This window comes from Streptomyces sp. NPDC026246 (genome assembly GCF_055567995.1).
Map to the genome: position 1 here is coordinate 24792 of NZ_JBVHPJ010000007.1, position 24302 is coordinate 49093.

A 24302-nucleotide genomic window follows, 5' to 3' on the forward strand; every position below is an offset into this window, starting at 1 on the left:
CCATAGAGTCGCCAACCGTCGGCATGGTGCCACGCTGACCTGTCTAGAAGTTTCCTGGTCACCAAGGAGGTAAGACGACTTGTGAATGAGTCGACATTTACTCCCGGGGGTGGTCAACCAGGAATGCCTGCACGGGACCAGGAGCCCGCGGGCTTCGCGGCTGTCGGCTCCGTCGCTGTGCGCACCTTCGCAGCCCACCAGAGTCAGCAGGCGACTCACACAGCACACCAGAAGATGGATGGCCATCACGTGAACGCCATGGCCGGCGACGGAAGTGGCGCGCCCCACAACCACTTCGCCGACTACGACGAACTGCCCGAGGGGCACTTCTACGACCCCGACGCGGAGTACGAGCCCGATCCCGAGTACGCGGCCACTCTCGCGCCCGACGCGGCCAGACAGCGCCGGGAGCGCATCGGCCCGACCGGACGCCCGCTGCCGTACTTCCCGATCCCGGGCCCGCTGACCGACCACGGACCCGCGAAGATCATCGCGATGTGCAACCAGAAGGGCGGCGTCGGCAAGACCACGTCGACCATCAACCTGGGTGCCGCGCTCGCGGAGTACGGACGCCGTGTCCTGCTCGTGGACTTCGACCCGCAGGGCGCGCTGTCGGTCGGACTCGGCGTCAATCCGATGGAGCTCGACCTCACCGTCTACAACCTGCTCATGGAGCGGGGGATGGCGGCCGACGAGGTGCTGCTGAAGACGGCGGTCCCCAACATGGACCTGCTGCCCAGCAACATCGACCTGTCGGCGGCCGAGGTCCAGCTCGTCTCCGAGGTCGCCCGCGAGTCGACGCTGCAGCGCGCCCTGAAGCCGCTGCTGGACGACTACGACTTCATCGTCATCGACTGCCAGCCCTCGCTCGGCCTGCTCACGGTCAACGCCCTGACGGCCGCGCACAAGGTGATCGTGCCGCTGGAGTGCGAGTTCTTCGCGCTGCGCGGTGTGGCCCTGCTGACGGAGACCATCGAGAAGGTCCAGGAGCGGCTCAACCCCGACCTGGAGCTCGACGGGATCCTCGCCACGATGTACGACTCGCGCACGGTGCACAGCCGTGAGGTGCTCGCGCGGGTCGTCGAGGCGTTCGACGACCACGTCTACCACACGGTCATCGGGCGCACGGTCCGGTTCCCGGAGACCACGGTCGCCGGTGAGCCGATCACCACGTACGCCTCCAACTCCGTCGGTGCCGCCGCCTATCGCCAGCTCGCCAGGGAGGTGCTCGCCCGGTGTCACGCCGAGTGAGTCTGCCGGGGGCCGACGAACTCTTCCGTACGACAGGGGGGATGGGGCTGCAGCCGTCCTCGCCCAGGCGTCCGGCCAACGGCGACGCCCGGGTGCCCGCTCCGGCGGGGGAGGGCGGCGCGGCCGCGGAGGACGCCCCGCAGTCGGTGCCCGCGCAGGGCGGCGACGGCGAGGGCGCGGAGCACGCCGCGGCGGACACGGACCGGTCCGAGGCCGGGGAGTCCCGCAGCCGGTCCGGCTCCGGCCGCCGGCCGGCGGCGCAGGAAGGTTCTGCCGCCGACGCAGCGGCCCCGCGCAAGCGCGGACGGGCCGCCGCTCGCCGGCCCAGCGGCCGTGAGCGGCACGACGAGAAGATCACCGTGTACGTGTCGGCCGAGGAGCTCATGGACCTGGAGCACGCCCGCCTGGTGCTCCGCGGCGAGCACGGCCTGGCCGTCGACCGCGGGCGCATCGTCCGCGAGGCGGTCGCGGTGGTCCTCGCCGACCTGGAGACCCGGGGAGACGCCAGCATCCTCGTACGACGGCTGCGCGGGCGGTAGCGGTAGCCTGCGGAGGTCATGACCTCGAACGCTTCCCCACCACCCCCCGGCGGCCCGGCCGGCCGACGGCGTGCGCTGGGGAGGGGTCCGGGGGCTCCCCGGCCCGAGCCGCCGGACGGGGCCTGCTCCGAGGCGTCGCCCGCGGACCCTGCCGAGCCGGACACGGCACAGGAGCCGGCCCGTGCCGCCGACGCGGGTGGCCCGTCCGCCGAGGCGGATGCGGGCGCCCGGGACACGAACGGCGGGGAGCCGCCCGCTTCTCCGGGGCCGCGAGTCCCGGCCGGACCTGAGGCGGCGGCCACGGCGACCGGTCCGGGCCGTGCGCCCGGGGCTGCCGCGCCCCGGACGGTGGCTTCCGCGCCTGCCGCTCCCGAAACCGTCGCACTCGGGACTGCGGCATCCGGGACTGCGGCTTCCGACGCCGTTGTAACCGGGCCTGCCGCTTCCGAGGGTGCCGCTCCCGAAACCGTCGCACCCGGGTCTGCCGCTTCCGGGCCTGCGGCTTCCGGGCCTGCGGCTTCCGAAGCCGTTGTACCCGGGCCTGCCGCTTCCGGGGGTGCCGGGCATGTGCCCTTCGCCGGAGCGGGCCGCGGGGGCGGCCCACCGGCGCCGGAGCAGGTCTCCCGTCCGGGGGCCGGACCCGGGGGCTCCGTCGCCGAGGCGTCCGCCGTGACGGCCCGGGCCGTCGTCGCGCCCGAAGGTCCGGTGGGGACCGCGGCGCTCACCGCCGGGACCGGCACCCCCGCCGCGGCCCCCGACCCCGAGAACGAGCCGGGCGACGCCGCCGACGACGACGGCAAGGTCTTCAAGGTCCGGCTCGCGAACTTCGAGGGGCCCTTCGACCTGCTGCTCCAGCTGATCTCCAAGCACAAGCTGGACGTCACCGAGGTCGCGCTGTCCAAGGTGACCGACGAGTTCATGGCGCACATCCGGGCGCTGGGGCCGGACTGGGACCTGGACGAGACGACCGAGTTCCTGGTGGTCGCGGCCACGCTGCTCGACCTGAAGGCGGCCCGGCTGCTGCCCGCCGCCGAGGTGGAGGACGAGGGTGACCTGGCCCTGCTGGAGGCCCGGGACCTGCTCTTCGCGCGGCTGCTGCAGTACCGCGCGTACAAGCAGATCGCCGACATCTTCAACGGCCGGCTGGACGAGGAGGCCCGGCGCTACCCGCGCACCGTCGGGCTGGAGCCCCAGCACGCCGAGCTGCTGCCCGAGGTGGTCATCAGCATCGGGGCGGAGGGGTTCGCCAGGCTGGCCGTCAAGGCGATGCAGCCGCGGCCCGAGCCGCAGGTGTACGTCGACCACATCCACGCCCCCCTGGTCAGCGTGCAGGAGCAGGCGCAGGTCGTCGTGGCGCGGCTGCGGGACCTCGGCGAGGCCAGCTTCCGGGTGCTCGTCGAGGACACGGACGACACGCTGACGGTCGTGGCCCGCTTCCTGGCCCTGCTGGAGCTGTACCGCGAGAAGGCCGTCGCCCTGGAGCAGGAGGCCGCGCTGGGCGAACTGCTCGTGCGGTGGACCGGCGGCGACGGGGACGAGGCGCCGGCCGTCACCGACGAGTTCGACCGGCCGCCTGAGCCGCCGAAGGAGGAGGAGAAGACGTGAGCCAGCCGACCAACGGCCTGCCGGCCGGCACCCGCGGCGTCGCGGACCTCGACCTCAAGCCCGCCCTGGAGGCGGTCCTCATGGTCGTCGACGAACCCGCGACCGAGGAGCACCTGGCGAAGATCCTGGAGCGGCCCAGGCGCCGGATCGCGGACGCGCTGCGCGAGCTGGCCGACGAGTACCGTGCACAGGGACGCGGCTTCGAGCTGCGGTACGTCGCGGGCGGCTGGCGCTTCTACACGCGGGCCGCCTACGCCCCGGCCGTCGAGCGCTTCGGGCTGGACGGCCAGCAGGCCCGGCTGACCCAGGCCGCACTGGAGACCCTCGCCGTCGTCGCCTACCGCCAGCCGGTCAGCCGCAGCCGGGTCTCCGCCGTGCGCGGAGTGAACTGCGACGGTGTCATGCGCACCCTGCTGCAGCGCGGTCTGATAGAGGAGGCGGGCACGGAACCCGAAACAGGTGCGATCCTGTACAGGACGACGAACTACTTCCTGGAGCGGATGGGCCTGCGCGGTCTGGACGAGCTCCCGGAGCTCGCGCCCTTCCTCCCGGAGGCGGAGGCGATCGAGGCCGAGACCCAGGAGGGCGTACCGTCGTTCGACCCGGACGCGCCCGACGACGACGCGCCGGGCCGCCCGGTGAGCCCGGGGACCGACGACGAAGACGACCAGACGGAACTTTGATGCGAAGCAGCAGCGGCAGGAACAGCAGCGGAAACAACGGCGGGAGCCGTGGTGGCAACAGCGGCGGCCGCGGCGGGAGTGGCGGTGGCCGCGGCAACCACCGCGGCGCCGGCAACAACCGCGACGACAAGCAGGGCAGCGGCCGTCCGAAGAAGCCGCGCCCGGAGGAGCGGCGCTACGACGTGGGCCCCGGCGCGACGCAGGACGGCCCGAAGTGGGGACGCGGCCCCTCCGCCCGCGGCGGCGCCAAGGGCGGCCCCAAGCAGGGCCAGCGCTCCGGCGGCCGGACGGCTCCCTCGCGCTCGCGTGAGTACGAGGCGCGGACGGAGGAGCGCAACCGCGACCGCTACGCCGGCAAGCCGGAGGTCAAGCTGCCCAAGACCTTCCCCGGCGCCGAGCAGGAGGGCGAGCGGCTGCAGAAGGTCCTCGCCCGGGCCGGCTTCGGCTCCCGGCGTGCCTGCGAGGAGCTGATCGAGCAGGCCCGCGTCGAGGTCAACGGCGAGATCGTCCTGGAGCAGGGCAAGCGGGTCGACCCGGAGAAGGACGAGATCAAGGTCGACGGCCTGACCGTCGCCACGCAGCGCTACCAGTTCTTCTCGCTGAACAAGCCCGCCGGGGTCGTGTCCACCATGGAGGACCCCGAGGGCCGGCAGTGCCTCGGTGACTACGTCACCAACCGCGAGACCCGGCTCTTCCACGTGGGCCGGCTCGACACCGAGACCGAGGGCGTCATCCTGCTCACCAACCACGGCGAGCTGGCGCACCGGCTGACCCACCCGAAGTACGGCGTGAAGAAGACCTACCTCGCGCACATCGTCGGCCCCATCCCGCGCGACCTGGGCAAGAAGCTCAAGGACGGCATCCAGCTGGAGGACGGCTACGCGCGCGCGGACCACTTCCGGGTGGTGGAGCAGACCGGCAAGAACTACCTGGTCGAGGTGACGCTGCACGAGGGCCGCAAGCACATCGTGCGCCGGATGCTGGCGGAGGCCGGCTTCCCGGTCGACAAGCTGGTGCGGGTCGCCTTCGGGCCGATCACCCTGGGCGACCAGAAGTCGGGCTGGCTGCGGCGGCTGTCCAACACCGAGGTCGGCATGCTGATGCAGGAAGTCGACCTCTAGGCCTTGTGAGCCACCCCCACCCCCTTTTATAGTCGTCCTGACTATAAAAGGGGGTGGGAGCGTGGACGGCTACGACAAGTACGCCCACGAACCGTTCGCCGTCACCGCCGATCTCGCCGTGTTCACCCTGCGCGACGGCGTCCTCCACGCACTCCTCGTCGAACGCGGGCAGGAGCCGTACGCGGGGCGGTGGGCGCTGCCCGGCGGGTTCGTGCAGCCGGACGAGTCCGCGGAGACGGCCGCACGGCGCGAACTCGCCGAGGAGACCGGCCTGTCCGACGTCTCCGGGCTGCATCTGGAGCAGGTGCGCACCTATAGCGAACCCGGCCGCGACCCGCGCATGCGGGTCGTGTCGGTCGCGTTCGCCGCGCTGCTGCCCGACGCCCCCGAGGCGCACGGCGGCAGCGACGCCGCCCAGGCCCGCTGGGTGCCGTACGGCACGGCCGGGCCGCTCGCCTTCGACCACGACCGCATCCTGGCCGACGCGCACGAGCGGGTGGGCGCCAAGCTCGAGTACACCTGTCTCGCGACCGCCTTCTGCCCGCCCGAGTTCACCCTCGGCGAGCTCCAGCAGGTCTACGAGGCCGTCTGGGCCACCGGACTCGACCGGCCCAACTTCCGGCGCAAGGTGCTCGCCACCCCCGGCTTCGTCGAACCCGTCCCCGGTGCCGCCCGGCTCACCGGCGGCCGGGGCAAGCCCGCCGCGCTCTACCGCGCCGGCACCGCCACCGCACTCCACCCGCCTCTCCTGCGGCCGACCCGGGAAGGACGCCCCGCATGACCACCCTCGTCCACAAACAAGCCGCCACCGGCGCACTGACGGGGCTCGCCCTCGGGGACGCGCTCGGCTTCCCGACCGAGTTCGACGACGTACCGGCGATCCTCGCCAAGTGCGGCCCCTGGCGGCGGATGGAGCTGCCGACGCCGGCGATCGTCACCGACGACACGCAGATGACGCTGGCGCTGGGGCGGGGCCTGCGGGCCGCCATGGACCGGGGCGTGCTCGAACCCGGGAGCATGACCGAGGCCGTACGCCGCGAGTTCATCGCCTGGAACCGCTCCCCGGAGAACAACCGCGCCCCCGGCAACACCTGCCTGCGGGCCTGTGCCCTGCTCGAACGCACCGACCTCCCCTGGCAGGACGCCAGCCAGATCCACTCCAAGGGCTGCGGCGCCAACATGCGCGTCGCGCCCCTGGGGCTGATCCCCGGCCTGAGCGACGAACAGCGCGCGGGGGCGGCGCAGTTGCAGGCCGCCCTCACCCACGGGCACCCCACCGCCCTGGCCGCCTCCGACCTCACCGCGCACGCGGTCCACCTGCTCGCCCGGGGCGCCGAACCGACCGGCCTGGTCGGGCGCCTGCGCTCGTACGCCCTGGAGAACCGCAGCCGCTACCACGAGCGCTGGCTCGGCGACCTGTGGCGGCGGGCCGGGGACCCGGGTCCGGAGCAGTACATCGCGCGGGGCTGGGACGAGTGCCTGGCGATCCTCGACCGGCTCCAGCACGCCGTGCGCACCGTCTCGCCGGAGACCGACCCGTGCCTGGCCACCGGCGAGGGCTGGATCGCGGAGGAGGCCCTGGCGACCGGGCTGCTGTGCTTCCTGCTCTTCGTCGACGAGCCGCTGACGGCCCTGCGCCGCGCCGCCTGCACCGCCGGCGACTCGGACTCCCTCGCCTGCCTGGCCGGCGCCTTCGCCGGCGCGTACCTGGGCGCGGAGGTCTGGCCGGCCGAGTGGGCCGACCGCATCGAGTACCGCGGCGACCTCGTCGCGCTCGGCGCCCTCTGGGACGCGTGAGCCATGACCGGCACCCTGGACGTCATGGACGTCGACCTGGGCCCCGTCGTGGCCGAGCAGCCCGACCCGGTGCTGTTCGCCACCGTCTCCGGAGCCCACCTCTACGGCTTCCCGTCCCGCGACTCGGACGTGGATCTGCGCGGCGTGCACCTGCTGCCCGCCGCCGACCTGGTCGGCCTGCGCGAGCCCGAGGAGACCCGCTCGCGGATGTGGGACCGCGACGGGATCGAGATGGACCTCGTCACGCACGACCTGCGCAAGTTCGTCCGCCTGATGCTGCGCCGCAACGGCTACGTGCTGGAGCAGCTGCTCTCCCCGCTCGTCGTGCACACCACCGAAACGCACCGCGAACTGGCGGCGCTCGCCCCCGGCGTCCTCACCAGCCACCACGCCCACCACTACCGGGGCTTCGCGAACACCCAGTGGCGGCTGTTCGACCGGACCGGCGAACTCAAGCCGCTGCTCTACACGTTCCGCGTCCTGCTCACCGGCATCCACCTGATGCGCAGCGGCGAACTGCAGGCGCATCTGCCGACGCTGCTCGGCGAGGTCGACGCGCCCGCCTGCCTGCCGAACCTCATCGCGGCGAAGGCCGAGCGCGAACACGGCCCGGCCGAGGTCGACCGGGCGCGCGTGCGGGAGGACGTCGAGCGGCTGCACGAGGTGCTGGACGCCGCGCAGCAGGACTCAGTCCTGCCGCCGGCCCCCACCGCCCACGACGCCCTGCACGACCTCGTCGTACGGGTCCGGCTGCAGGGCTGAGGCGCGGCGGACGCGCAGGAGGAAGTCCTCCACGCGCCGCCGGTCGGGCTCCGCCGGGAGCGGGCTGCGCTCCGCCTCCCGGGCGGCCTCCTCCTCCAGGCGCGACATCCACGCCCCGACCTCGTCCCAGGACAGCTCACCGCGCTTGACGGCGAGCAGCGGCTCGCGCTGCTCGCCGACGTCGATCGTGAGGGTTCCCGTGCGCAGCAGGTCGCGGGCGGTCAGAAGCAGGCGCAGCAGGTGCATGGCGTGCTTCCAGCGGGGCGTGCCGTGGCGGCGGACACCGGCCTCCAGCCTGCGGCGCTGGCCGTGCGCGTACCGGGCGAACGTCTCGTGGACCTGGCGTGAGAGGAACGCCTCCCGCAGGGCGAGCAGTTCGCGGCCGGTGTTGTCGGCGTACTCCACGAGCGGGGAGTGCAGGCACTCCAGGATGTTCGGGTTGGCGCGCAGCGCCAGCTCGCAGAAACGCTCCAGCTCCCAGCTGAACTGCTCCTCGGCGGGCCCCTCGACATGGGTCGGGGGCTTGGCGAAGCGCCAGAACAGGGGAGTGGGCGCCACGAACACCCCGCGCCGGTCGGTGTCGCTGCCGTCCGTCGCCAGCCCGAAGGCGCGCGATCCCATCACGCAGGCGTAGATCGTGTGGTCGCGGACCAGGCTCTCGGGCTGCATGCCCGGGAGCGTACGCGCACCGATCAGGCGAGGCGGATCGAATTTCCCTCCACCGTGATCTGCTCCGCGGGCAGCGGCCGCGTCGCCGGGCCGTCGACGACGGACCCGTCGGAGACACGGAAGCGGCTGCCGTGACAGGGGCAGTCGATCGTGCCGTCGGAGACGGAGCCCACCAGGCACTGCCGGTGGGTGCAGATCGCCGAGAAGGCCTTGAACCGGCCCTTCTCGGGCTGGGTGACCACCACCTTCTCGTCCTTGAAGATCCTGCCCCCGCCGACCGGGATCTCGCCGGTGGTGGCGAGCCGCCCGCCGGCCTGCGTGCCCTCGTCCGCGGGGGACTCGGCCGACGAGGAGCCGTCCCCGCCCCCGCCGCAGGCCGCGGCGAACACCGCCGCGCCCGTCGCCCCCGTCGCCAGTAGAACCGTGCGGCGCGTGGTCTCGTGGGTCATGTCGTCACTCCGGGTGTCGGTATACCGAAAATCGGAAGAACAAGAAGAAAGGGGAGCCAAGGAAGGAAGTCGAGAAAAGGGTCATTCCGGTCTGCTGTCACGAAAATACCCAACGGGCGGCCGTCCCGGCGTCTCACCGGGCGGGCGCCGCGCACCCGGGCCGCACGGGCTGACTAGGCTGGCCGGACAAGAGCGACACGTACGTCAGCAAGGAGCATCGCCGTGGCGGTACGAGCGGTCCGGGGCGCCGTCCAACTCGAACGGGACGAGGCCGGGCACATGGACGAGCAGGTCGGAGCCCTGCTCACGGCCATCCTGGAACGCAACGACCTCAGCGCCGACGACCTGATCAGCATCTGGTTCACGGCCACGCCCGACCTGCACAGCGACTTCCCGGCGGCCGCCGCCCGCAAGCTGGGCATCGTCGACGTCCCGCTGATCTGCGCCCAGGAGCTGGACATCGAGGGAGCCATGCCCCGGGTCGTCCGGGTCCTCGCGCACATCGAGTCCGACCGGCCCCGCTCCGGCATCGCCCACGTCTACCTCGGCGCCGCGGCCGCCCTGCGCAAGGACATCGCCCAGTGAGGACCGCACTCGTCATCGGAGCCGGCCTCATCGGCACGTCGGCCGCCCTCGCCCTGACCCAGCGGGGCGTCACCGTGCACCTCGCCGACCACGATCCGGAGCAGGCCCGTACGGCGGCCGCGCTCGGCGCCGGCACGGACGAGGCCCCCGACGGGCCCGTCGACCTGGTGATCGTCGCCGCGCCCCCCGCGCACGTGGCCGACGTGCTGACCGACGCCATGCGCCGGGGTGCCGGGCGCGGCTACCTCGACGTCGCCAGCGTCAAGGGCGGGCCGCGCCGCGAGCTGGAGGCACGCGGCCTCGACCTCTCGGCGTACATCGGCACCCACCCCATGTCGGGCCGGGAGAAGTCCGGCCCGCTCGCCGCGACCGGCGACCTCTTCGAGGGCCGCCCCTGGGTGCTGACCCCGACCCGGGACACCGACACCGAGGTGCTGAACCTCGCGCTGGAGCTGGTCTCGCACTGCAGGGCCGTGCCGGTCGTGATGGACGCCGACGCCCACGACCGTGCCGTCGCCCTCGTCTCCCACATGCCGCACCTGGTCTCCAGCCTGGTCGCCGCGCGTCTGGAGCACGCCGAGGAGTCCGCGGTGCGGCTGTGCGGGCAGGGCATCCGGGACGTGACGCGGATCGCGGCCTCCGACCCCGGCATGTGGATCGACATCCTCTCCGCGAACCCGGCGCCGGTCGCCGACCTGCTCACGGACGTCGCGGCGGACCTGGCGGAGACCGTGCGGGCCCTGCGCGCCCTGCAGTCCTCCGACGAGGACAAACGGCGAACGGGCGCCGGCGGGATCGAGGACGTGCTGCGGCGGGGCAACGCCGGGCAGGTCCGCGTGCCCGGCAAGCACGGGTCCGCCCCGCGGGCCTACGAGGTCGTGGCCGTGCTGATCGACGACCAGCCGGGACAGCTGGCCCGGATCTTCGCCGACGCGGGGCAGGCCGGCGTCAACATCGAGGACGTGCGGATCGAGCACGCGACGGGGCAGCAGGCCGGTCTCGTGCAGCTGATGGTGGAGCCGAAGGCGGTGCCCGTGCTCAGTGCCGCACTGCGGGAGCGGGGCTGGGCCCTGCGGCAGTAGGGGGTGTGCGGCCGGCGTCCGCGGGGCCCCGGGACGCGCGGCCGGACGAGTGACTCGTACCCAGTAACCTTGTGCGGGGCGGTCGCGCCCTCACCCCCTCAGGCCCGGTTCAGGAAGGTCCCCACAGTGGAAAGCGCCACGCCAGTGATTGTCGCCATCGACGGCCCGTCGGGCACGGGCAAGTCGAGCACCTCCAAGGCCGTGGCGGCGCAGCTCGGACTGAGCTACCTGGACACCGGCGCCCAGTACCGGGCGATCACCTGGTGGATGGTGAACAACGGCATCGACGTCGAGGACCCCGGCGCGATCGCGGCCGCCGCCGGCAAGCCCGAGATCGTCTCCGGCACCGACCCGAAGGGGCCGACGATCACGGTGGACGGCGTCGACGTGGCCGCCCCGATCCGCACCCAGGAGGTCACCTCCAAGGTCAGCGCGGTCAGCGCGGTGCCCGAGGTGCGGGCCCGGATCACCGAGCTGCAGCGCTCGATCGCGGCCTCCGCGCAGGGCGGCGGCATCGTCGTCGAGGGCCGCGACATCGGCACCACCGTCCTGCCGGACGCCGACCTGAAGATCTTCCTCACCGCCTCCGCGGAGGCGCGCGCCGCCCGCCGCAGCGGCGAGCTCAAGGGCGCCGACGTGAACTCCACCCGCGAGGCCCTGATCAAGCGGGACGCCGCCGACTCCAGCCGCAAGACCTCGCCGCTCGCCAAGGCGGACGACGCCGTCGAGGTGGACACCACCGAGCTCACGCTCGACCAGGTCATCGAGTGCGTCGTCACCCTGGTCGAGGAGAAGCGGGCCGGGAAGTGACCGAGCTGCCCTCGGCACGCGGCGCGGAGGTCGGGCGGCGCATCGGCGTCGGCCTGATGTACGGGCTGTGGAGACCGCGCGTGCTCGGCGCCTGGCGGGTGCCCACGCAGGGCCCGGTGATCCTGGCGGTCAACCACTCCCACAACATCGACGGCCCGATGGTCATGGGCGTGGCACCCCGGCCGACGCACTTCCTGATCAAGAAGGAGGCGTTCGTCGGCCCGCTCGACCCCTTCCTGCTCGGCATCGGGCAGGTCAAGGTCGACCGCGACACCCCCGACCGCACGGCCATCACCCAGGCGCTCGGCGTACTGAACGACGGCGGCGTGCTCGGCATCTTCCCGGAGGGCACCCGGGGCGAGGGCGACTTCGCCTCGCTGCGCGCGGGCCTGGCGTACTTCGCGGTGCGCGGCGGGGCCCCGGTCGTGCCGGTGGCCGTGCTGGGAAGTTCCGGGCGACCGGGACGGTTGATAAAGGCGCTGCCTCCGCTGCGCTCGCGCGTGGACGTCGTCTTCGGCGAGCCCTTCGAGGCGGGCGACGGCAGTGGCCGCCGCACGCGCAAGGCGCTGGACGAGGCCACCGGGCGCATCCAGAAGCAGCTGGCCGCCCACCTGGAAAACGCCAGGCGCCTGACCGGGCGCTAGGCGACACTGAGTAGTGGATCAGCCGCACCGACCGCGGGTGCTCCACCGACCACCACGATGAACGACGAGGTACGGACTTCATGAACGACCACAGCCAGCCCGACGGCTCGGACGCGTACGAGGGCGCGCACGAGCACGAGCACGGGGCGCTCGGCGACGCCGAGTTCGCGGAGTTCATGGAGCTCGCCGCGGAGGAGGGCTTCGACCTCGAGGACGTCGAGGGCGCCCTGGAGGAGGCGGGTCACGGCCCGCTGCCCGTGCTCGCCGTCGTCGGCCGCCCCAATGTCGGCAAGTCGACCCTCGTGAACCGCATCATCGGGCGTCGCGAGGCCGTCGTCGAGGACAAGCCCGGCGTCACCCGCGACCGCGTGACCTACGAGGCCGAGTGGGCGGGCCGCCGCTTCAAGGTCGTCGACACCGGCGGCTGGGAGCAGGACGTCCTCGGCATCGACGCCTCCGTCGCGGCCCAGGCCGAGTACGCGATCGAGGCCGCCGACGCGGTCGTGTTCGTCGTCGACGCCAAGGTCGGCGCCACGGACACCGACGAGGCCGTCGTGCGGCTGCTGCGCAAGGCCGGCAAGCCCGTCGTGCTGTGCGCCAACAAGGTCGACGGCCCGAGCGGCGAGGCCGACGCGTCCTACCTGTGGTCGCTGGGCCTGGGGGAGCCGTACCCGGTCTCCGCGCTGCACGGCCGGGGCACCGGCGACATGCTCGACCAGGTCCTGGAGGTCCTGCCGGAGGCGCCGCGCGAGACGTTCGCCGGCGGCGGCATCGGCGGCCCGCGCCGCATCGCCCTGATCGGCCGCCCCAACGTCGGCAAGTCCTCCCTGCTCAACAAGGTGGCCGGCGAGGAGCGCGTCGTCGTCAACGAGCTGGCCGGCACGACCCGCGACCCCGTCGACGAGCTGATCGAACTCGGCGGCGTGACCTGGAAGTTCGTCGACACGGCGGGCATCCGCAAGCGGGTCCACCTCCAGCAGGGCGCCGACTACTACGCCTCGCTGCGCACCGCGGCCGCCGTGGAGAAGGCCGAGGTCGCGGTCATCCTGATCGACGCCACCGAGTCCATCTCCGTGCAGGACCAGCGGATCGTCACGATGGCCGTCGAGGCGGGCCGCGCGGTCGTCATGGCGTTCAACAAGTGGGACACCCTCGACGAGGAGCGCCGCTACTACCTGGAGCGGGAGATCGAGACCGAGCTCGGCCAGGTGGCGTGGGCGCCGCGGGTGAACGTCTCGGCCCGCACCGGCCGGCACATGGAGAAGCTCGTCCCGGCGATCGAGACGGCCCTCGCCGGCTGGGAGACCCGGGTTCCGACGGGCCGGCTGAACGCCTTCCTGGGCGAGCTGGTGGCCGCCCACCCGCACCCGGTGCGGGGCGGCAAGCAGCCGCGCATCCTGTTCGGCACCCAGGCCGGGACCAAGCCGCCGCGGTTCGTGCTGTTCGCCTCCGGGTTCATCGAGGCGGGCTACCGCCGCTTCATCGAGCGCCGGCTGCGTGAGGAGTTCGGCTTCGAGGGCACGCCGATCCACATCTCGGTGCGGGTGCGCGAGAAGCGCGGCCGCAAGAAGTAGCCCGGTACAGCAGTGAGGGGCGGCCCCCGGATGGGAGCCGCCCCTCACTGCTGCGTGCGCGCTCAGCCGTGCCCGCGCCGCCCCGGCGGGAGCGCGGCCGGTACGTAGTGCATCTGCGTGCCGTGCGGGCCGACGGCCCCGACGCGCTGCCACTGCGGCTGCTGCCCGGCGGCGTGCCGGGCGCTCTGGGCGCCCGCGCTGTACGCGCTGTACGAACTGCTGTAGCCGCTGCCGTACGAGCCGGTCGTACTGTGCGGGATGTTCCCGAAGGCCGTGAAGCCCAGCTTCTCCTCGCCGCTGCGGTCACCGGGCAGCGCGCGGAAGGACTTGACGTACTCGGCGTAGAGCGCGTCGTAGATCGGCGTGGCCGATGGGCCGCCCTGGACGTCCTGCGCCGATCGCGCGGAGGGGATCGGCGAGTAGGACTGGCGGCGGGGAACGTCGTATGCGTGCACGTATGTCCAAACGACCTCGTGGGTCAAGGGATGCGGCCGTGCTCACGGCTTTCGCGGGGGTGGGGTCCGCGCGGGTGACGGGGCGCTCAGGTGCCGGCCAGCGGCAGCGCCGCGGCGACCAGCTTGCCGTTGGCCGCCGCCTTGTCCAGGGCGTCGCGCAGCAGGTCCTCGCGCGGCTGGCGGCCGATCGAGCCGACGGGCGCGGCGAACATCAGCACCTGCTGGTGCTTGTTGGCGGCCGCACGCCAGGCGTCGGTGACCTGCAGCGGCTGGTGCGCCTGCCACCAGGCCACGGGCTGGCCTCCGTTGGTCCCCGGCTGGAGCACCGCGTGCAGCTGGCCCACCGCGAGCAGCACGGACCAGCCGTGCAGCACCGGCGGCACCGCCGACAGCTCCGTCAGCGGCATGAAGCCCTGCTCGATGAGCAGCGGCAGGAAGTCGTCCCCGCCGCCGATCGTGCCGGGCCGGGCGATGGGCGCGGTCGGCTCCACCACCAGGGCCGGGTGCAGCTCACCGCCGATCAGGACCAGCCCGCTGGTCACCCCGAGCACCGCCTGCTCGGGCACCATCTTGTCGGGCTCCAGGTCGACGGTGTCGCCGGTGATGGACTTCACCGCGCCCCGGAGCTGCTCCTCGGTGACCTGGACGACCTGGGAGGGCAGACAGCCGGCGTGGGCGAAGGCGAGGACGGCGGTCTCGTCCCCGATGAACAGGACGGTGCTGGTGCGCTCCTGCTCGGAGTCGCCCGGAGTGCGGCAGGACGTGCAGTCGTAACTGCCCGGGGCGGTCTCTCCGGCGAGCAGGCGGTCGGCTTCTTCGTCGCCGATCTCGGCGCGTACCTCGTCGCTGACGTCGAGCATGCGCGGCACGGGTGGCTCCCTCGGGGATGCGGTGCGTGGCGAGGCCGGGTGGCTCCCGGCCCGTGGTCCGGGTGGGCCCCGGCTCATGAAGAAGACAACGGGCGATCCGTGGCGGGAGTAACGCCCCGGGGCGAACGGAATCGAACCAACCAGCGCACGGGAGCCCGTTCGGGGTCACTCGATGCGCCTGCCGTCAACTCGACGCCTCTCAGGTGGCGTTGGGCGTCGACGGACGGTCGTGGACTCGCTACTGTCTGGGTCGACAAATCAGGAAATCCGCGAATGAAATGGGTGGCTGGAAGTCGCCGTTACCCGAGGTAGGCGCGGACGGCCTGCCCGGGTGGGCTGCCGGCCCGCCCGTCAGCGGGTGAGTTCGCCCGCCTCACCCGCGAAGACGACCGCGCCGCGCCGCAGCTCGTAGACGACGGCGGGCCGTCCGCGCAGGACGGGCGGCAGCCGCTGCTCGGCGATCACGACACACGCGTCCAGCCCGCTCAGCAGCTCGTACGTCCGGGCCGCGACCGGGGGTGACATGCCCTGGACGGGCTCGTCGACCAGCACCACGCGCGCGCGTGCCAGCAGGGCCCGGGACAGGGCGAGCATCCGCTGCTCACCGCCGGAGAGGGTGCCGGCCCGCCGCTCCAGCAGGGGACGCAGCTGCGGGTAGGCGTCCAGGGCCGGGCCGTGGCGGGCGGACGTCAGGTCGAGGTTCTCCCGCACGGTCAGGGAGCCGAACACGGCCCGCCGCTCCGGCACCATGCAGAGTCCCCGCCGGGCCCGCTGATGCGCCGGGACGCCTGTGACGTCGTCGCCGTCCCAGACGACCGCGCCCCCCGACAGGGCGACGGTGCCGGCCAGGGCGCGCAGGACGGTGCTGCGGCCGGAGCCGTTGCGGCCCAGCAGCACGGTCAGGCCCGGTCCGGGAGCGGTGAGGGTGACGCCGTGCAGGGCCTCCAGCGGGCCGTAGCGCACGCGCGCGTGGCGCAGGGCGATCGTGGTCATGTGCCGGCCCCCGTCCCCGGGGCGTCCAGGACCCGCCCGGGCGGACCCGAGGCGACGATCCGCCCCGCGTTCATCACGTGCACGACGTCGGCGAGGTCCGCGACCAGGTCCAGGTCGTGCTCGACGACCAGCAGGGCCGTCCCGTCGGCGGCCAGGGCCTTCAGGACTCCGGCCAGCGCGGTCACTTCGGCGGTGTCGAGGCCGGCGGCGGGCTCGTCGAGCAGCAGCACGCGCGGGCTGCCGGCCAGGGCCCGGGCCAGTTCGACGCGGCGCAGCGTGCCGGTGGGCAGTCCCGCGGCGGGCCGGGCGCGCACGGGCCCGTCCAGGCCGAGCAGGCGCAGGGGCCGCTCCACGGCGCCCGGACCGGCGGGCCGGCCCTGTTCGGCACCGACCCGGACGTTCTCGGCCACGGTGAGCGTGGGGAAGACGGCCAGTTGCTGGAAGGTGCGGGCGACACCCAGCCGGGTGCGGGCCTGGGCGGGCAGCGCGGTGATGTCGCGCCCGTCGAACCGCACGGTGCCGCGCACGGGCCGCACGGTCCCGGCCAGACAGTGGAACAGAGTGCTCTTCCCGGCCCCGTTCGGCCCCACCACCGCGGTGATCCGCCCGGGGAAGAGATCCAGGTCGACCCCGTCGAGGGCGGTGAACCCGCCGTAGCGGGCGTGGAGGCGCCGGGCGGTGAGGAGGGGAGCGGCGGAACGGGCCGCAGGGTGGAAGACCGGGGTGGCCGACGTGAGGGGACCGGCGGGCTCGGCGGAAGAGGCCGGGGCACTCGAAGCCGCCGACGTGGCCGGCACGGCGGGGCTGTCGAGGGCGTCCCGCGTGCGCGGAGCCGGAGCGGCTGTGACGCCCTGGGTGCGCCGGGGGCGTCGGCCGGGGCGGAGGGCTCGGGTGAGGGCGGCGAGGCGGGTGGGTGTGCCGGGTTCTGCCGGTCCGGCGGGCGCGGCAGCCGTCGGCGGTACGACCGGCGTGCCGGGGGTGCCCGGCACGGCCGGCGGGCGGCGGGACGGTGCGGCCGCGGTGCCCGTGGCGGCCGGCGTGGCAGGTGTGGCCGGGGTGCGTCGGCCCGGGCGGGCCGGGGAGCCGGTGCGGCTCTGAGTGCCGGCTCCGGTTCCCCCGGCACCCGTCGGCGTCGCGCCCAGCGGCACCGGCAGGGGCGCCGGTCCGGTCCCGTACCTGCCGGGCGCCGCGGCGCGCAGCTTCTCGCGCACCCGGGTGCCCGCCGACGTCAGCGCCGCCGTCGGCCGCGGGCGGAGGCGGGCCCGGGCCGTGCGCAGCACCTCCGGCGCTCCGCCAGGGAAGCGGCCGACCAGGATCGCGAGCACACCGATCAGCGCCGCCGCGACACCACCGCGCGCCCCCGCGTCCAGGCCGACCAGGAGGGCCGCCGCGGCGAGCGCGCCCAGCGTGCTGTCGGCGCCCAGCACCACCACCGCGGCGAACCAGAGCAGACCGCGCACCGGGTCGTACGCGGCGGCGTCGAAGGCCCGCAGCCCCATGCCGAGCATCCCGCCGCCCAGCGCGGCCAGCGCGGCGCCCACGACGAAGGCCAGCAGCTTCAGCGACGGCACGCGGACGCCCGCCGCCCGCGCCCCCGCCTCGTGGTCGCGCAGGGCCGCGAGCGCGCGGCCGGACCGCCCCCGGCGCAGCAGGTGCGTCGCCGCCAGTGCCCCGGCCAGGACCAGCAGCTCCAGCGCGTAGTAGGCCCGGTCCCCGTCGAAGCCCGCCGGGCGGCCGAGCGTGAGGCCCGCCGTGGCGTACGGCTGGGTGAAGACGAAGCGGCTCACGCCGACGCCGACGGCGAACGTCGCCAGCGCCAGGGCCAGGCCCCGGCGGCGGATCGCCGGCCCGCCCGTCAGCAGGCCGAGCGGGGCCACCAGCACGACCGCCACGGCGAGGGCCGCCAGTTCCGGCAGGCGGGGCAGGCCCGGGAAGCGGCCCGCCGCCAGCAGCGCCGTGAAGAGGGCGCCGAGGCCCGCGTACGCCGCCTGTCCCAGGGAGATCTGGCCGGCGCGGCCGGTGACCACCACCAGGGACAGCAGGATCACGGCGAGCGCCGGCACCTGGACCGAGGTGTGCAGGTCCCGGCCCGCCAGGCCCAGCGGCAGCAGGAACAGCACCAGCGCCACGATCCAGGCCCCCGGCGCCGCGGGCGCCCGGGCCGTGGCCGGACGCGGCAGCGCGCCCTCCGTCCCGACGCCCGGCAGGACCAGCGCCGCGACCAGCAGCGCGACGACGAACAGGTTCGTGCCGGCCGCCTGCAGCAGCGGCTCGCCCCAGCCGGGCGGGTGCAGCCGCGTCAGCTGGCTCTGCGCGACCCCGATGGCCAGGGCCACCACCACGGCGACGGCCGTGCTGCGCATCCGCGCCGCCACCGCGACCGCCACGACCTCCATCACCAGCAGCGGCAACCCGTACGGGTCCAGCCGCACGTACGGCGCCAGCAGCACGCCCGTCAGCCCCGCCGTGAACGCGCCGAACGCCCAGCCCGCCGCCGCGACCCGCTCCGCGTCGATGCCGCTCAGCACCGCCAGCCGCCGGTCGTCGACCACGGCCCGCAGCTCCCGCCCGAACCGCGTCCGGCGGACCACCACCGCGACCCCGGCGGCCAGCACCAGCACCACCGCCAGCTGCCCCCACGGCTCGTCCGGCACGAGCACCGGCGCGTCGTCCCGCGCCCCCTGCCCCCACAGCAGTGCCGCCCCGCCCACCAGCAGCACGAACACGCCGAGGGACGCCACCAGGGTCTGCGCCGGGTCCGACCCGAGCACCGACAGCGGCCGGAAGACGAACCGCTCCAGCACCACCCCCAGCCCCGGTGCCAGCACCAGCAGCGTCACCACCGCCCCGAGCCACAGCGGCCAGCCCCACTCGACCACGCACTGCCGCAGCGCGTACGCGCACACCATCGCGATCGCCCCGTGCGCGAAGTTCAGCACCCCGGTCGCGCGGTAGGTCACGATCAGGCCGATCCCGGTCAGGGCCGCCGCGGCGCCCACGGACAGACCCGCGAGGGTGAGGTCGTACGTCAGCGAGGACATCAGTCGGTTTCCCCGGCCGGTTCGCAGATCGGGCAGGGCCCCAGCTCACCGCTCGCCACCGGCTTGGAGTCCACCGGGACCGCCTCCGCCTTCCCGGCGACCAGCGGGCAGTCCGCCCGGTGGTACAGCGTGCCGCCCGGCACCATGAGCAGCCGGCCGCTGATCGCGAGCGGCGCGGCGACGCCCTGGCCCGGCGCGTCCTCGTCGCCGGGACCGGGTTCGACGAGCAGGCCGTACAGCTCCTCCACGCGCGCGGCGGCGACCGCCTCCCTGCCGCGGGCCAGCAGCACCGCCCCCGCGACGATCAGCGCGGCACCGGGGATCGTGCAGGAGGCGAGGTAGGGGAGCTGCCGTTCGGCGTAGCGCTCGCCGGAGACGCCGTACCAGCCGGCCACGCACAGCACGGCACCGGCGGCGAGCGCCGCCCAGCCGGCCCACCGCAGGGGAGGCACGGTCCGCAGTCGGCTCGTCCACATCACCTGGATCACCTGGATCACCGGCTCCCACACGTCGTCCCTGGCCGTGCGCGTGTCCGGCCGCCTGCCCACGCCCGCCGATCGCTTGCACTATGCCCTGTGGAAGCCGACCCTGAAAGCACCGGGCGCCCACGGCCCGGACCGACACCCGGTGGTGAGCCAGATGGTGCTCGACAGCGACCTCAGGAGGGGGAACGCGACGGGGAGTCCGCGTACCGCGGGACGCGGCACGGCGATGGCCGCCGCCGTGGTCCTGGCCCTCGTGCCGGCGCTGGCGGCCTGCAGCGACGACAGCGGCGGCGGGAGCACCCCGCCCACGCCGACCACCGAGCGCACCACGAGCGCTCCGGCCAGCGCCCCCGCCGACCGCGCCGCGGCCGAGGCGGAGATCAGGCAGAACTGGCAGAAGTTCTTCGACCCCGGGACCTCGACCGAGGACAAGCAGGCCGTCCTGGAGAACGGCGACCGGCTGGGCCCGGTCCTCGAATCCTTCAGCGGTGACGAGCGCGGCGGGCAGGTCCAGGCGCAGGTCGACAAGGTCGCGTTCACCTCGGCGACCGGGGCGGACGTCACCTACACCCTCACCCTGAAGGGCGCCACCGTCCTTCCGGACGCCTCCGGGAGCGCCGTCGAACAGGACGGCACCTGGAAGGTGTCGGCCAAGACCCTCTGCGCGCTGGTGCAACTGAGCGGCAATGCGTCGCCGGTTCCGGGTTGCTGAGACGCTCGCCGCGGTGCTGCTGCTCGCGTCGAGCGCGGCCTGCGGCAGCCGGCTCCCGGAGAGCGACTTCGAGCACGAGGGGCGCAGCCCGGCGCCCCGGGAGGCGGCGCCCCTGCGGGTCGGCATCATCACCAGCGCCACCAGCCCGGTCGGCGGCAACGCCTTCACCGGCCCGCGGGACGGCGCGCGGGCCTGGTTCGAGCGGCTCAACGCCCGCGGCGGCATCGACGGACGGCGCGTCGAGGTGCGCGCCTGCGACGACGGCGGCAGCGGCGTCGGCAACAACGCGTGCGTGCACCGGCTCGTCGACGAGGACCGGGTCGTCGCCCTCGTCGCGACCACCGCCCTGGACTACGCGGGCGCCTCCCGTGTCTCCGCCGCGCGGGTGCCCGACATCGGCGGCCAGCCCATCGGCGCCGCCTACGACACCTACCCCCACCTCTACGGCATCTACGGCAGCCTCGCCCCCCGCGAGGGCACCACCGGCTGGGACGGCAGGCTGTACGGCGGCACCGAGGTCTACCGCTACTTCCGGCGCGAGCACGGCGCCCGCACCGCCGCCGTCGTCTCCTACAACCAGTCCGCCTCGGCCGCCTACGCCCGGCTCGTCGAACGCGGCCTGCGCGCCGAGGGCTACCGGGTCGTCACCGAGCAGGTCGACTTCGCCCTGCCCAACTTCCGCGCCGTCGCGGCCGACCTGAAGGAACAGGGAGCCGACCTGGTCTTCGACGCCCTCGACGGGCACGGCAACGCCCGGTTGTGCCGTGCCCTGGACGAGGAGGGCGTCCGGCTCACCGCGAAGGTGACCAACGTGCAGAACTGGACCTCCACCGTCGCCGGCGACCACGAGGACGCCCCGCACTGCCGCAACGCCCTCTGGGCGACCGGCGCCAGCCGCAACTTCGAGGACACGGGCCACCCGGCCGTCCGGGAGTTCCGTGCGGCCACCCGCGCCCTGAAGACGCACTCCCAGTGGCAGCTGGAGGGGTGGGCGGCCGCGCGCTGGTTCACCGACGCCGCCCGGTCCTGCACGAAGGAGGGCGTCACGCGCGCGTGCGTCGACCGCTTCATGGACCGCAGCCGGGGCTACACCGCCGGGGGACTGCTGCTGCCCGTCGAGTTCGCCCACGACGCGGAACCCCCGAGGACCCGGCACACCTGCCTGTCCGTGGCCCGCTGGCAGGACGGCAGGGGCTGGGTGAGCCAGGGCGACATGAACCGCACCTGCTTCGACGTCCCCCAACTGGCCTACAGCCCTTGAGGACAGCCGTTGTCCGCGAGGGCTGGCAGACTCGTCCCCATGCTGGAGACCTCGGCCCGCCTGCTGCGACTGCTGTCCCTGCTCCAGGCCCACCGCGAGTGGCCCGGCGCCGAACTGGCCGGCCGGCTCGGCGTCAGCGCCCGCACCCTGCGCAGGGACGTGGACCGGCTGCGCGAACTGGGCTACCCGGTCAACGCCAGCCCGGGCACCGGCGGCGGCTACCGGCTGGGCGCGGGCGCCGAACTGCCCCCGCTGCTCCTGGACGACGACGAGGCGGTCGCGGTGGCCGTCGGGCTGCGCACCGCCGCCGGGCAGGGCATCGACGGCATCGGCGAGACCTCGGTACGCGCCCTCGCCAAACTGGAGCAGGTGCTGCCGAACCGGCTGCGCCGCCGCGTGAGCGCCCTCAACTCCTTCACGGTGCCGATGCTGCGCGGCTCGCTGCCCTCCTCGGTGGACCCGGCCGTGCTCACCGAACTGGCCCACCTGTGCCGGGACGCCGAGACGCTGCGCTTCGCCTACGAGGGCCACGACGGCACGCCGTCCCGCCGCCGCGCCGAACCGCACCGCCTGGTGTGCACCGAGCGCCGCTGGTACCTCGTCGCCTGGGACCTCGACCGGGAGGACTGGCGCACCTTCCGCGTCGACCGCATCACGCCGACACCGCCGCACGGCCCGCGCTTCGTCCCCCGTGACCCGCCCGCCGAGGACCTGGCGGCCTACGTCTCGCAGGGCGTGTCCACGCGCGCCTACGCCACCCACGGCGTCGTGCGGCTCTTCGCGCCCCTGGCCGAGGCCCGGGAGCACATCTCGCCCTCCGCGGGGGTGCTGGAGGCCGAAGGGCCGGACACCTGCCTGCTGCGCTGCGGTGCCGGCAGCCTCGACGTGATGGTCATCCACGTCGTCATGCTGGGCTTCGACTTCGAGGTGCTGGAGCCGGCCGGGCTGGTGGACGCGATCAGGAGGACGCGCGACCGGCTCGACGGGGCTCTGGCCCGGGCCGCGCAGTCACCGCCGCGCACCGCGGAGGGCGCCGACCGGACCCCGACGGCCCCGAGCGGATCCGGCCCGGCGTCGTGAAGTCCCGGCTCACCTCGTTCCCGCGTCACCGCGCGGCCCCGGCGGCGCGTACCGCACGCGGCGCTTCCCCGGCCCGGTATTTCCGCCGGTGCGCCGCCCCGCCCGGCCGCTCCGGCGGCGGAATGCGAAAAGGCCTGGAGCACCTCACGCATTCGCTTTACGGCGGGCCTTTCCGGTGGCGGACAGGGGAGCGGGGAATTACGCCCGAATGCCTGCCCAAGGGGCCGCGAACCGCTCGTGCGTGTGACGGGTGGTGCCCCGAACACCTGTCGTGATCTTGTGACAGAAGCGTGACCTGACGCGCACAGTGACGAGGCGCCCGGCCCGGGCCTCCGCGGCAGCCGGGCCCGGGCTTCCGCGGCAGCCGGGCAGGACATAGCGTGGCGGCATGGCACCGACTCCGACACCTCCCGCGGAACCCGACGACAGCCCGGACACCTACGTCGGCCTGGAGGCCGGCCGGGCCGAGCACCTCGCGCGTGAGCGCGGCTGGCCGACGGTGCGCTCGCTGCCGCCGGGGGCGATCATCACCATGGAGTACCGCGTGGGCCGGCTGAACTTCGAGGTGAAGGCCGGCCGCGTGGCCCGCGCCTGGAAGGGCTGAGACGCGCCGAAGGCCCCGGTTCACCGAGGAACCGGGGCCTTCGCCGTGCCGGGAGACGGCCGCGTACCGGGCGGTCCGTGGCCGTCAGCCGCCCGCCACCGGGCGGGCCGAGGAGGCGGAACCGCGGGGGTGACGCTCCGCGTGCGGCGGCCGGCGACTGCCGGCCGGGGTGGTCGGAGCGCGCTCCGCGCGGCTCGTGTGCGGTCCCGGCGCGAGGTAGACGGGGGTCCGCGGCGACAGGGCCGTCACGTCGTCCCGCTCGGCCGGCAGCGGTGTGACGACCAGGGGCGGTACGCCGGCCGGAACGGCCGAGGTCCGGCGCCGACGCGACCGCACCCGGTCGCGCAGTTCGAGGATGCGGGCCTCGGCACGGGCGATGAGCGGCTCGAACCACGGCAGGGCGAGCAGGATCAGCAGGCCGGCGACCCAGCCGAGGAGCACATCGCTCAGCCAGTGCGTACCGAGGTAGACCGTGGCCATCCCGACACCCAGGGAGGTCACCGCCGACACGGCCGACAGCCAGCGGCGCGTGGCGGGAGTGGAGGCCATGTAGGCCAGGATTCCCCAGGTCACCACGGCGTTCGCGGTGTGACCGCTCGGAAATATATCGCCGCCGCGCCACATCTCGTTCGAGCCGATCACGGTCGCGTAGTGCGGCCCCAGACGGCCCATGCCGTACTTGGCGGCGCCGACCGTCACGTTCAGCAGCAGCAGCGAGACGCCCAGGGCGAGCAGCGGACGCAGGGTGTGCTGCCGCCAGGAGCGCCAGCCCAGCCAGGCCGCGACCATCACGGCCGTCGGGCCGCGCTGGCCGAGGACCACGTAGTAGTCGACGAACCAGTGGATCTGCGACCACTGCTGGTAGGGCCGGAAGAACATGACCTGCCAGTCGAGCCGGACCAGCCAGGACGTGATCAGCACGGCCCACACGATCGCGCCGTAGAAGGCGAGCGTCGCCGCGAGGAGCACGACGCGGTGCCTGCTCATCTTCGGCACATCGAGGTGGGCGGGTCGTTCCGGCTCACGGTCCAGCCGGGCGAACACCCGGTCCAGACGGGTGAGCTTCGGTTCGGTACGCACCCAATCGACGTTACAGCGAGTGAGCTGAGATCCCGGTCGAATCAACGGCTTTGTGATGACGATGTGATGTGGGATTCCTCTCAACAGGGGGTTTATTTCCAGCGATTCTGTAATCGCCGGCCGCTGCGGCCTTCAATTCCTTTGATCATCC

At 74.0% G+C, this 24302-nt stretch carries 25 protein-coding genes; 17 read left to right on the forward strand and 8 right to left on the reverse strand.

Features of this window, described 5'->3' with window-relative positions; genetic code table 11:
- The first annotated feature begins 123 nt into the window (after positions 1-123).
- The 8 genes from ACZ4M5_RS18605 to ACZ4M5_RS18640 all read left to right on the forward strand — a co-directional run bounded on the left by ACZ4M5_RS18605 (position 124) and on the right by ACZ4M5_RS18640 (position 7758).
- The gene (locus ACZ4M5_RS18605; RefSeq protein WP_063888884.1) at positions 124-1251 is read left to right on the forward strand and encodes a ParA family protein; all 1128 of its coding nucleotides are present in this window, start codon (positions 124-126) and stop codon (positions 1249-1251) included.
- Positions 1248-1790 carry a hypothetical protein gene (locus tag ACZ4M5_RS18610; protein WP_467738740.1) on the forward strand — a complete coding sequence of 181 codons (543 nt, stop codon included), beginning with the start codon at positions 1248-1250 and terminating at the stop codon, positions 1788-1790. The genes ACZ4M5_RS18605 and ACZ4M5_RS18610 overlap by 4 nt, the downstream gene beginning before the upstream one ends.
- Before the next feature lie 567 nt (positions 1791-2357).
- Positions 2358-3395: a segregation and condensation protein A gene (locus ACZ4M5_RS18615; protein ID WP_467738094.1), complete on the forward strand. Its 1038-nt coding sequence runs from the start codon at positions 2358-2360 to the stop codon at positions 3393-3395.
- The gene (scpB, locus tag ACZ4M5_RS18620) at positions 3392-4078 is read left to right on the forward strand and encodes an SMC-Scp complex subunit ScpB (protein WP_467738096.1); all 687 of its coding nucleotides are present in this window, start codon (positions 3392-3394) and stop codon (positions 4076-4078) included. Before ACZ4M5_RS18615 ends, scpB begins: the two co-directional genes overlap by 4 nt.
- Positions 4078-5199: a pseudouridine synthase gene (locus ACZ4M5_RS18625; RefSeq protein WP_467738098.1), complete on the forward strand. Its 1122-nt coding sequence runs from the start codon at positions 4078-4080 to the stop codon at positions 5197-5199. The genes scpB and ACZ4M5_RS18625 overlap by 1 nt, the downstream gene beginning before the upstream one ends.
- Before the next feature lie 61 nt (positions 5200-5260).
- The gene (locus tag ACZ4M5_RS18630; protein ID WP_467738100.1) at positions 5261-5980 is read left to right on the forward strand and encodes an NUDIX hydrolase; all 720 of its coding nucleotides are present in this window, start codon (positions 5261-5263) and stop codon (positions 5978-5980) included.
- Positions 5977-6996: an ADP-ribosylglycohydrolase family protein gene (locus ACZ4M5_RS18635; RefSeq protein ID WP_467738102.1), complete on the forward strand. Its 1020-nt coding sequence runs from the start codon at positions 5977-5979 to the stop codon at positions 6994-6996. Before ACZ4M5_RS18630 ends, ACZ4M5_RS18635 begins: the two co-directional genes overlap by 4 nt.
- Before the next feature lie 3 nt (positions 6997-6999).
- On the forward strand, positions 7000-7758 hold the full coding sequence (locus tag ACZ4M5_RS18640; RefSeq protein WP_467738104.1) for a nucleotidyltransferase domain-containing protein: 759 nt from the start codon (positions 7000-7002) through the stop codon (positions 7756-7758).
- On the opposite strand, the gene ACZ4M5_RS18645 is transcribed toward ACZ4M5_RS18640, so the two are convergent.
- The gene (locus ACZ4M5_RS18645; RefSeq protein WP_467738106.1) at positions 7684-8427 is read right to left on the reverse strand and encodes a nucleotidyltransferase domain-containing protein; all 744 of its coding nucleotides are present in this window, start codon (positions 8425-8427) and stop codon (positions 7684-7686) included. The two genes, ACZ4M5_RS18640 and ACZ4M5_RS18645, sit on opposite strands and share 75 nt — an antisense overlap.
- Before the next feature lie 23 nt (positions 8428-8450).
- A complete protein-coding gene (locus ACZ4M5_RS18650) occupies positions 8451-8876 on the reverse strand; it encodes a Rieske (2Fe-2S) protein (protein WP_467738108.1) in 426 nt (141 codons plus the stop codon).
- Between the two features lie 222 nt (positions 8877-9098).
- On the opposite strand from ACZ4M5_RS18650, the gene aroH reads away from it, so the two are divergent.
- The 5 genes from aroH (at position 9099) to der (ending at position 13571) form a co-directional block, all read left to right on the forward strand.
- Positions 9099-9461, forward strand: a complete 363-nt coding sequence (gene aroH, locus ACZ4M5_RS18655; protein WP_369198046.1) for a chorismate mutase — start codon at positions 9099-9101, stop codon at positions 9459-9461.
- Positions 9458-10543, forward strand: a complete 1086-nt coding sequence (locus ACZ4M5_RS18660) for a prephenate dehydrogenase (protein WP_467738110.1) — start codon at positions 9458-9460, stop codon at positions 10541-10543. The genes aroH and ACZ4M5_RS18660 overlap by 4 nt, the downstream gene beginning before the upstream one ends.
- Before the next feature lie 126 nt (positions 10544-10669).
- Positions 10670-11353 carry a (d)CMP kinase gene (cmk, locus tag ACZ4M5_RS18665; protein WP_467738112.1) on the forward strand — a complete coding sequence of 228 codons (684 nt, stop codon included), beginning with the start codon at positions 10670-10672 and terminating at the stop codon, positions 11351-11353.
- Positions 11350-11997 (forward strand): lysophospholipid acyltransferase family protein, encoded by a 648-nt coding sequence (locus ACZ4M5_RS18670; protein WP_467738114.1) that lies wholly within the window; start codon positions 11350-11352, stop codon positions 11995-11997. Before cmk ends, ACZ4M5_RS18670 begins: the two co-directional genes overlap by 4 nt.
- A gap of 80 nt (positions 11998-12077) precedes the next feature.
- Complete coding sequence (gene der, locus ACZ4M5_RS18675; RefSeq protein ID WP_467738116.1) at positions 12078-13571, forward strand: ribosome biogenesis GTPase Der; 1494 nt, start codon at positions 12078-12080, stop codon at positions 13569-13571.
- Positions 13572-13633: 62 nt separating this feature from the next.
- Here the strand turns inward: der and ACZ4M5_RS18680 are convergent, their stop codons facing one another.
- The 5 genes from ACZ4M5_RS18680 to ACZ4M5_RS18700 all read right to left on the reverse strand — a co-directional run bounded on the left by ACZ4M5_RS18680 (position 13634) and on the right by ACZ4M5_RS18700 (position 19405).
- Positions 13634-14026, reverse strand: a complete 393-nt coding sequence (locus ACZ4M5_RS18680) for a hypothetical protein (RefSeq protein WP_467738118.1) — start codon at positions 14024-14026, stop codon at positions 13634-13636.
- Positions 14027-14112: 86 nt separating this feature from the next.
- The gene (locus ACZ4M5_RS18685; protein WP_467738120.1) at positions 14113-14895 is read right to left on the reverse strand and encodes a hypothetical protein; all 783 of its coding nucleotides are present in this window, start codon (positions 14893-14895) and stop codon (positions 14113-14115) included.
- Positions 14896-15246: 351 nt separating this feature from the next.
- Positions 15247-15888 (reverse strand): ATP-binding cassette domain-containing protein, encoded by a 642-nt coding sequence (locus tag ACZ4M5_RS18690; RefSeq protein WP_467738122.1) that lies wholly within the window; start codon positions 15886-15888, stop codon positions 15247-15249.
- Positions 15885-18929 carry an ABC transporter permease subunit gene (locus tag ACZ4M5_RS18695; RefSeq protein WP_467738124.1) on the reverse strand — a complete coding sequence of 1015 codons (3045 nt, stop codon included), beginning with the start codon at positions 18927-18929 and terminating at the stop codon, positions 15885-15887. Before ACZ4M5_RS18695 ends, ACZ4M5_RS18690 begins: the two co-directional genes overlap by 4 nt.
- Positions 18929-19405, reverse strand: a complete 477-nt coding sequence (locus ACZ4M5_RS18700) for a hypothetical protein (RefSeq protein ID WP_467738742.1) — start codon at positions 19403-19405, stop codon at positions 18929-18931. Before ACZ4M5_RS18700 ends, ACZ4M5_RS18695 begins: the two co-directional genes overlap by 1 nt.
- A 163-nt stretch (positions 19406-19568) precedes the next feature.
- Between ACZ4M5_RS18700 and ACZ4M5_RS18705 the strand changes: the two genes are divergently transcribed.
- From ACZ4M5_RS18705 to ACZ4M5_RS18720, 4 genes are all read left to right on the forward strand, one after another.
- Positions 19569-20126: an MTB12 C-terminal domain-containing protein gene (locus ACZ4M5_RS18705; RefSeq protein WP_467738126.1), complete on the forward strand. Its 558-nt coding sequence runs from the start codon at positions 19569-19571 to the stop codon at positions 20124-20126.
- Positions 20101-21387: an ABC transporter substrate-binding protein gene (locus tag ACZ4M5_RS18710; RefSeq protein ID WP_467738128.1), complete on the forward strand. Its 1287-nt coding sequence runs from the start codon at positions 20101-20103 to the stop codon at positions 21385-21387. Before ACZ4M5_RS18705 ends, ACZ4M5_RS18710 begins: the two co-directional genes overlap by 26 nt.
- Before the next feature lie 39 nt (positions 21388-21426).
- Positions 21427-22467 carry a helix-turn-helix transcriptional regulator gene (locus tag ACZ4M5_RS18715; RefSeq protein ID WP_467738130.1) on the forward strand — a complete coding sequence of 347 codons (1041 nt, stop codon included), beginning with the start codon at positions 21427-21429 and terminating at the stop codon, positions 22465-22467.
- Between the two features lie 388 nt (positions 22468-22855).
- On the forward strand, positions 22856-23071 hold the full coding sequence (locus tag ACZ4M5_RS18720; protein ID WP_467738132.1) for an I78 family peptidase inhibitor: 216 nt from the start codon (positions 22856-22858) through the stop codon (positions 23069-23071).
- An 84-nt stretch (positions 23072-23155) separates the two neighbouring features.
- On the opposite strand, the gene ACZ4M5_RS18725 is transcribed toward ACZ4M5_RS18720, so the two are convergent.
- Positions 23156-24151, reverse strand: a complete 996-nt coding sequence (locus ACZ4M5_RS18725; RefSeq protein WP_467738134.1) for a phosphatase PAP2 family protein — start codon at positions 24149-24151, stop codon at positions 23156-23158.
- Positions 24152-24302 lie beyond the last annotated feature (151 nt).